6 protein-coding genes are annotated in these 7,968 nt (G+C 36.2%); all 6 read left to right on the forward strand.

Annotated elements, in window-relative coordinates:
- Positions 1–71 precede the first annotated feature (71 nt).
- The 6 genes from C245_RS0120125 to C245_RS0120150 all read left to right on the forward strand — a co-directional run bounded on the left by C245_RS0120125 (position 72) and on the right by C245_RS0120150 (position 7,897).
- Positions 72–1,133, forward strand: coding sequence for a HEAT repeat domain-containing protein (locus C245_RS0120125; protein WP_017498421.1), 1,062 nt, complete (start codon positions 72–74; stop codon positions 1,131–1,133).
- A 44-nt stretch (positions 1,134–1,177) separates the two neighbouring features.
- Positions 1,178–2,566 carry a glycosyltransferase family 2 protein gene (locus C245_RS0120130; RefSeq protein WP_232424390.1) on the forward strand — a complete coding sequence of 463 codons (1,389 nt, stop codon included), beginning with the start codon at positions 1,178–1,180 and terminating at the stop codon, positions 2,564–2,566.
- A 7-nt stretch (positions 2,567–2,573) separates the two neighbouring features.
- Positions 2,574–3,839: a YaiO family outer membrane beta-barrel protein gene (locus C245_RS0120135; protein ID WP_081603549.1), complete on the forward strand. Its 1,266-nt coding sequence runs from the start codon at positions 2,574–2,576 to the stop codon at positions 3,837–3,839.
- A 5-nt stretch (positions 3,840–3,844) separates the two neighbouring features.
- Positions 3,845–6,058, forward strand: coding sequence for a DUF4838 domain-containing protein (locus tag C245_RS0120140; RefSeq protein ID WP_035747022.1), 2,214 nt, complete (start codon positions 3,845–3,847; stop codon positions 6,056–6,058).
- A gap of 8 nt (positions 6,059–6,066) precedes the next feature.
- Positions 6,067–6,435, forward strand: a complete 369-nt coding sequence (locus C245_RS0120145; protein ID WP_017498425.1) for a response regulator transcription factor — start codon at positions 6,067–6,069, stop codon at positions 6,433–6,435.
- 109 nt (positions 6,436–6,544) lie between these two features.
- On the forward strand, positions 6,545–7,897 hold the full coding sequence (locus C245_RS0120150; RefSeq protein ID WP_017498426.1) for a DEAD/DEAH box helicase: 1,353 nt from the start codon (positions 6,545–6,547) through the stop codon (positions 7,895–7,897).
- Positions 7,898–7,968: the final 71 nt, after the last annotated feature.

Raw genomic sequence — 7,968 nt, forward strand, 5'->3', positions numbered from 1 at the left:
CCTCCAAGAAGTAGCTTTTCGTTAGTTTTATTGCGTTTTTTTTCGTAATTTCACTCTATAAAGCAATATTTATGGAGCATTTTATAGGTTATATAAAACACTACGCCATCCCATTATTTGTATTTACAAGTTTAGCTTTAGCACTTGCATTAATACTCAAAAGAATTCATTATCAATACACTCTTCCTTACCGGCATCATATTGTTAGAAAATCTGAAATTTTCCTTACAGAGATTACACTCTCAAAACCGGAGGAAAGCATTCTGAAATACAAAATTGCCAAATTCAGATCTGAAATTCCCATCCATAAAACCTGGTGTAAAGAGATGCTTATCGACGATATGATTCGGATGAAAAGCAATTTAAAAGGTAAAACCGCCAAAAACATTCTTATCATCTACAAACAACTGGGTTTAAACCATTATTCGGCAAGTTTACTTCGGGATTTTAGAAAATATAAAAAATGTGATGGCATTTATCATTTTCAAGCCTTGGGATACAAACCGGGAATTGCTCTAATCAAAAAATATTTGTTCCATCCCAATAAAATTATCCGGTCAAACGCCAATATTGCTTACCTGATTTTAACCAAAGGAGACTGGCAGGCCGTTAATAAGATTCCGGTAAAAGTATCCATCAGTACTACTATAAAAATAATGGATGTGTTGCATTCGCAAAACATACCAATTCCACCCGATATCGACCTCTGGATAGAATCTGATAATCCTACTATTCTGAAATTAGCCGTAATGACTATGGTATTTTATAATTACAGGAACAGATCGCAGGACATTATCAAATTGCTCAAACACGAAAATAAAAATCTAAGAACCGATGTGATTATTGCCATTCGCGACTTGTACCTGTATGAAGCCGAAGAGGATTTATTACTGCAATTTAAGCAGGAGAGTATCGAACTTCAATTGGAAATTCTGGATGCCCTCGCCATTATAGGCTCAGAAAAAACGATTTCATTTTTAAACCATCAAATTCCGAACGAAGAAATCAAAGATCTTAAATTAAAAATGGTAGCCACTTTAAACGATCTCGATTCTGTATGTATAGATGTATTGGGAAGACAGGATTCCGATACCCAAAAAATGATTAATCACATTAGAGAATTACAACTATGACGACTGATTTTCTACATTATATTATTCACTGTTACAATGTCTTTGTGATCCATTTTTCAATCGGATATATTCTGTTCTACATCTTTCTGTCTGTCCTTTCGTATTGGGCGATTGTAAAACATTTAAAATATCAAAAATACCTGGAAGAAGAGGTTTTAATTCGTTCGAACCATATACTGGGCGTTTCCATTGTGGCTCCTGCTTTTAATGAAGGAGTAAATATCGTTTACAATGTTAAATCCCTGCTCTCTCTGACCTATCCGAAATACGAAATCATTATTGTCAATGACGGAAGTTCTGACGATACGCTGGAAAAACTAATTGCCGAATTTGATCTGGTTAAAATTGACTTTTATTATCAGGAGAAAATAGTCACACAGCCCGTTCGCGGACATTATAAATCAAAGAATCCCGTTTATTCTAAATTACTGATTGTCGACAAAATAAACGGAAAAAGTAAAGCTGATGCTGCAAATGCCGGGATAAACTCTTCGCAATACCCCCTGTTTTTATGCACTGATGTAGATTGTATTTTAAAAAGAGATACTATTTTGAAATTGGCCAAACCGTTTATGGAGAATGAAACTCGTGTCATTGCCTGCGGAGCCGGAATCAGGATTTCAAACTCCTGCGATATCAAGGAAGGCTTTTTGTTTAAAGTTCATTATCCTAAAGAATGGTATCCGCGTTTTCAGGAATTAGAATACGTGCGCTCTTTTTTATTTGGAAGAATGGCGTGGAGTCAGCTAAACGGTCTGCTTTTGGTTTCTGGAGGTCTCGGTATGTTTGATAAAGACATTGTGATTAAAGCTGGTGGGTACTGGCATCAGTCCTTAGGCGAAGATATGGAACTGGTGACGCGCATGCGAAAATACATGCACGATACCAAAGAAAAATACTTAATCAAATACATTCCGGAATCACTCTGCTGGACAGAAGTTCCAAGTACGCGAAAAATATTCTTAAGACAGCGCATTCGCTGGGCAAGAGGATTAGTGCAAACTTTACAGCTGCATCGGAAAATGTTTTTAAATCCAAAATACGGACGAACAGCATTTCTGGTATTACCTTTCTTTTTCAGTTTTGAGTTTTTAGTTCCTATTATTGAATTTATTGGTATTCTGACTCTCATTTTCAGTTTTATATTTGGAATGATTGACTATCAATATTTACTGATTATAAGCTTATTAGTCTATCTATTCTATCTCTCCATAACCATAATATCCATATTGATAGATGAAATACTGTATAAAAGTTATGCCAATTATAAAGAATTAATGATTCTCATCGGGATGGCCGCACTTGAGCCTTTTGTGTACCACCCGATAACGATTTATGCCTCACTGAAAGGCTACTGGCTCTTCTTTCGAAGAAAAGAACAAAACTGGGGCGTAATGGTCCGTAAAGGATACGAAAGCTCAACTAAAAAATAAGCTGATTATGAAACATAACAGAACTATAGCTCTAATAAGACTGCTTTTTTGTTTATTTCTATTGACCTGTCAAACCACAAAAGGTCAAAAAAAAATAGACACTGACAGCCTTTTGACTGTTGTGCTCCACGACATGAAAAATGCCCGTCCGAACTACAAAGCAAATATCCAGAGAGCTCAGTTAGGAAAAAAACTGGCTCCGGATTACCTGGATTTCTATCTGGTATTGGGGCGAAATTATGACCTGATAAAAGTAAAAGACAGTGCCCGATTTTACTACAACTATGTAATTAATAAAAATCCAGCTTATGAGGATGCTTATCTCTATTTAATCAACATGGATTTAGAGGCGAAAAATTACGACGAAGCTCTGGTCTTAACCAATAAAGCAATTGAACAGTTTCCTGACAACAAAACTTTCAGACTGAAAACAATTGCGATTTATTCTCTGCAGAATGACACTAAAAATGAAGAAAAATACCTCCAATCGATAAGAGCAAAATACCCCAGTGATGCCGACATCGAACAGCGTCTCTTTGCCTTGTACTCCAGAACTAATATGGATCGGGCGGGTGTTTATTACAACTTTACCACAATTGATCGCGACGGTGTTGGTCCGTGGCATCTGGCAAGTGCCGATTATACACATCAACGTACCTGGGGAAGTTTAATTGGAAGAGTCAGTTATGCCGAAAGAAGATCTTCCAGTCAGGTCATGGCCAGCGGACTTCAATTTGAAGTCGAATCTTATCTGTCGGGAAAGAAAAACAACTATTCCTACATTGATGTCACCTACAGCAGTGACATCGCTTTTCCTGAATGGAGATTAGGATATTCCTATTTCTACAATTTCGCCAAAGGCTGGGAGGTAGATTTAGGCTTTCGCTACATCGAAATGCAGGACAACAGCAATTTAAAAACTTTAAATGTAGGATTAGGAAAATATTTCGGGGCATACTGGGTCAATTTAAGATCTTACATTCAAAAAGACGGACCGTCCTTTACCCTTACCTCCCGCTACTATTACGGTACTAAGTTTGATTATCTTACCCTAATTGCAGGTTATGGGACTTCGCCGGATGATCAGACGAGAGCAGCGGAATATGAAAACAGAGCTTCTTTAAGTTCGTACAGACTGAGTGCCGGCTTTTACAAATTAATCAAAACCCATTATATTTTTGGAATATTAATCACTAACAACCAACAGGAATACATCCCTAAAAAGTTTCAAAACGAACTTGACTTCGCTTTTTTACTGCAATATAAATTTTAAATCGTATGAAAAAAAAGCGTCTTCACTATTTGCAAATACTTATTCTCACCCTGCTTAGTTTTAAGATGATGGCACAATCTGAAATTACAATAACCGATAAAACCAAAATTATTGCTACGTCCGAAAGTACTCAGGCTGCAGCAAGAATACTAAAATTGTATCTGGAGAAATCCGTGTCGAAACCATTTGAAATTACTACAAAAAGTCAAAAAGAGAGTGATGTTTCTGAAATCCTACTGGAAATTTTCAATGATAAAAAACTCAAAGCAAATGAATTCAGTATCAAAAGCGATTCAAAATCAATTTATATTACGGCTCCAAATCAGAAATACCTGCGTTATGCCGTCTATACTTTACTCGAAATCTGGGAATTTAGAAAATTTACCGCAACAGAAACTTACATTCCAAAAGTAACTCAGTTTACTTTTGCCAAAAACACAAGTAAAATCTATCAGCCCTCTTTTGATTACAGAGCTTTGTTTTACCCTGATTGTTATGACGAAAATTTCAGGGACTGGCACAAACTCGATTGGCATATTGACGATTTTGGCCTTTGGGGACATTCTTTTAGCATGCTTGTTCCGCCAAAAGAATATTTTAAAAATAATCCCAAACTTTTTGCTTTGTACGAAGGGGAACGAAATACAGAATCTTTGTGTATGACTAATGACACCGTTGTGAGTCTGGTAGAGGAAAAAATGACTGAAATTATCGCAAAAACACCCCATGCGCAATTCTATTCGGTAAGCCAGAATGATGACGTCGTGTATTGCGAATGTACACAATGCAAAGCAATGAACACTAAATATGGCGGTCCGCAAGGTTCGTTTTATTATTTTCTAAATAAAATTGCGGCTCGTTTTCCTGAAACAAAAATTACTACCCTTGCCTATCTTCACACCTTCAAACCGCCTGTAAATCTGAAAACAGCTCCAAACATTTGTACGATCTTATGCCCGATTGAACTGGATCGTGGTAAACCCATTACCAATCAGAATAACCCATCATTTGTCAAAAACCTTGAAAACTGGAGCACGACTTCACCACAGTTATTTTTATGGGATTACACCGTACAATTCTCTAATTTCATGTCCCCTTTTCCTAATTTTGAATCTTTTCAAAGCAACTATAAACTCTTTCAAAAAAACAAAGTAAAAGGACTATTTGTACAGGGATATGCTGATGTTCCGGGCGATCTTTCGGAATTACGACAATATCTGCTGGCAAAATTAATGTGGAATACTGATATTGACATTAAAGCTGTTACCGCTGATTTCCTCAGAGGTTTTTACGGAAAAGCAGCTCCCTTTGTCGCAAAATACCTTGACCTTATAGAAGCCAATCAAAGTAAAAGTAAAGCTTATTTAGATATTTATTCCGGTCCTGTTCAGGCGCGAAATACGTTCCTGACCCCTGAAGCTATGGACCAATACGATCATTTTTTGGAACAGGCCAATAATGCTGTCGAAAATGATTCCATTTTAAGCGCACGCGTTCATAAATTACGACTGGCTTTAGAATTTGTTTATTTTGAACAGGCCAAATTTTATGGAAAAAACCAACACGGAATGTTTGTCGTAAATACCACAGGTGAAAAAGAGGTAAAACCGGGTTTAACAGAACGAGTTTTAAAATTCTCACAATCCTGCAATCAATTTGGAGTTTATGAACTGAGCGAAGACGGAATTTCTCCTGATAATTATTATAAAGAATGGATTGAAATTTGCAAAAACACCACTACTCATTTGGGCGAGGACCTGAAAGTTACCTTTTTAACACCTCCATCTGATGAGTTTAAAGGCAAAGGAAGTTATGGTTTGGTTGATGGAAACAGGGGTTATAAAAACTTCAATATCAACTGGATTGGATGGTATGATACAAATCCTGAAATTGAAATCGAAACCAAAAATCTTGATTTCAACATCTTAAAATTAAATTTCCTAAGCGATCAGAGACATTGGATTTTTATACCAAAAAAAATAAAAATCTATGGTTTTAAGAATCAGAAATGGGAACTTATTAAAGAGCAAATTTGCAACATTTTAACAGAAGACTACGAAATTACAACACAATCATGGGAAGTCGAAAATCAGATATTCAGTAGTTTTACCAAGATCAAAATCGTAGCAGAAAACCGGAAGGAATTGCCCGTCTGGAGAAAGCGAAAAAACAAAAAAGCAATGATAATGCTGGACGAAATAGAGTTATATAAAAAATAATAGTCAAAATGGATACTACCGATAAAAAAATTATGATCATCGATAATGATGATATGACTGTTGAGATTCTAAAATTCATTCTGAAAAAAGAAGGCTTCAAAGTAAGTATTGCGAAAGATGGTATCAATGCCATGGAGCGGCTTCCCGTTATTATGCCGGATTTGGTGATTACCACGATTACCGTACCTCTTAAATCCGGTCTGGAAATCATCAATGAAATCAAGCAAAGTTACAAGGATATTCGTGTTATTGCACTTTCTTCACTGGGGGAAGAAGAAAACACTGTTGAAGAAGCTTTTGAATTGGGTGTAGACGATTTTATTGCTAAACCATTTAATCCAAATGAACTTTTACTGCGAATAAAACGATTTTTATAGCTTTTTAAACTGCATTTTTAAGAAATTCGAAGCCCACAAACTGTCGTAATTTCTAAGAAACATCGATTTTCAGCTATTTATAGCTATATTTGCACAAAATTTAATGCAAATGAGCACTTTCGAAAAATTCAATCTCCCAAAATCAGTACAAAAAGCTATCGACGAACTAGGTTTTGTTACTCCTACCCCAATTCAGGAAAAATCTTTTTCAGTGATTATGTCTGGCCGTGACATGATGGGAATTGCACAAACCGGTACCGGTAAAACATTTGCTTACTTATTACCCCTTCTAAAATTATACAAATTCACCAATACCAATACGCCTAAAATTGTAATTCTGGTTCCAACCCGTGAATTAGTCGTTCAGGTAGTAGAAGAAGTAGAGAAATTAACCAAATACATGTCGGTTAAAACACTGGGTATTTTTGGTGGAGTAAACATCAATACACAGAAAAAAGCAGTGTATGAAGGTGTAGACATTTTAGTTGGAACACCAGGTAGAACAATGGATTTAGCGTTGGATGCCGTAGTACGTTTTGATGAAACTCAGAAATTGGTTATTGATGAGTTTGATGAAATGCTGAATTTAGGTTTCCGTACGCAATTGACCGCTCTTTTGGCGATGATGAAAACCAAACGTCAAAACATTCTATTCTCAGCAACCATGACCGATGAAGTTGATGCTGTACTGAATGACTTTTTTGACTTTCCGGAAGAGGTAACACTTGCTGCTTCGGGAACACCTTTGGAAAAAATTACACAGATTACTTATAATGTTCCGAATTTCAATACCAAAGTAAATTTGCTGAAACATTTACTGGAAACCAATGAAAGCATGGAACGTGTTTTGGTTTTCGTGAACAATAAAAAGATTTCGGATATGCTTCATACCCGAATCGAAGAGGATTTTGAAGGTCAGTTTGGAGTAATTCACTCTAATAAATCTCAAAATTACCGTTTGAGTACTATGGCAGAATTTCAGGAAGGTAATCTTCGCGGATTAATCACCACCGATATCATGGCCAGAGGTTTAGACATTTCGAACATCTCCCACGTTATTAACTTTGAACTCCCTGAATTCCCTGAATTGTACATGCACAGAATTGGTCGTACAGGTCGTGCAGATGCTACCGGAACAGCTATTAGTTTTATCACGCCACGTGAAGAAGAATTCAAAATTGAAGTTGAGGTATTAATGAATCAGGAACTGGAAATTGCCGATTTCCCTGAAGAAGTTGAAATTTCAACCAAACTAATCGAACCTGAAAAAGACAAGCAGCCTATTAAGTTCTTAATGAAAAAACCAAAACTTGAGGGTGACGGTGCGTTTCACGAAAAATCGAAAAAGAACAAAAAAGTCAATCTTGGTGGTCCGTCTAAAACCAAAAAGAAAACCCACGGATCTGTCAATCGAAACATGTTAAAAACGAGAGATAAGAAAAGGAAGGATAAGGATAAATAGATTTTTTCAGGTACTAAGCTTCTAAGTTGCTGAGGTTCTAAGTTACAAAAAAACAAAGCTCAAAAAAATAT

It is taken from the genome of Flavobacterium sp. WG21, assembly GCF_000335775.1.
Classification (GTDB): Bacteria; Bacteroidota; Bacteroidia; order Flavobacteriales; family Flavobacteriaceae; genus Flavobacterium; species Flavobacterium tructae.

Excerpts from the sequence above, each read along its gene's own strand:
- C245_RS0120125 (WP_017498421.1), top strand. The coding sequence starts at position 72 with ATGGAGCATTTTATAGGTTATATAAAACACTACGCCATCCCATTATTT.
- C245_RS0120135 (WP_081603549.1), top strand. The coding sequence starts at position 2,574 with ATGAAACATAACAGAACTATAGCTCTAATAAGACTGCTTTTTTGTTTA.
- C245_RS0120140 (WP_035747022.1), top strand. The coding sequence starts at position 3,845 with ATGAAAAAAAAGCGTCTTCACTATTTGCAAATACTTATTCTCACCCTG.
- C245_RS0120145 (WP_017498425.1), top strand. The coding sequence starts at position 6,067 with ATGGATACTACCGATAAAAAAATTATGATCATCGATAATGATGATATG.
- C245_RS0120150 (WP_017498426.1), top strand. The coding sequence starts at position 6,545 with ATGAGCACTTTCGAAAAATTCAATCTCCCAAAATCAGTACAAAAAGCT.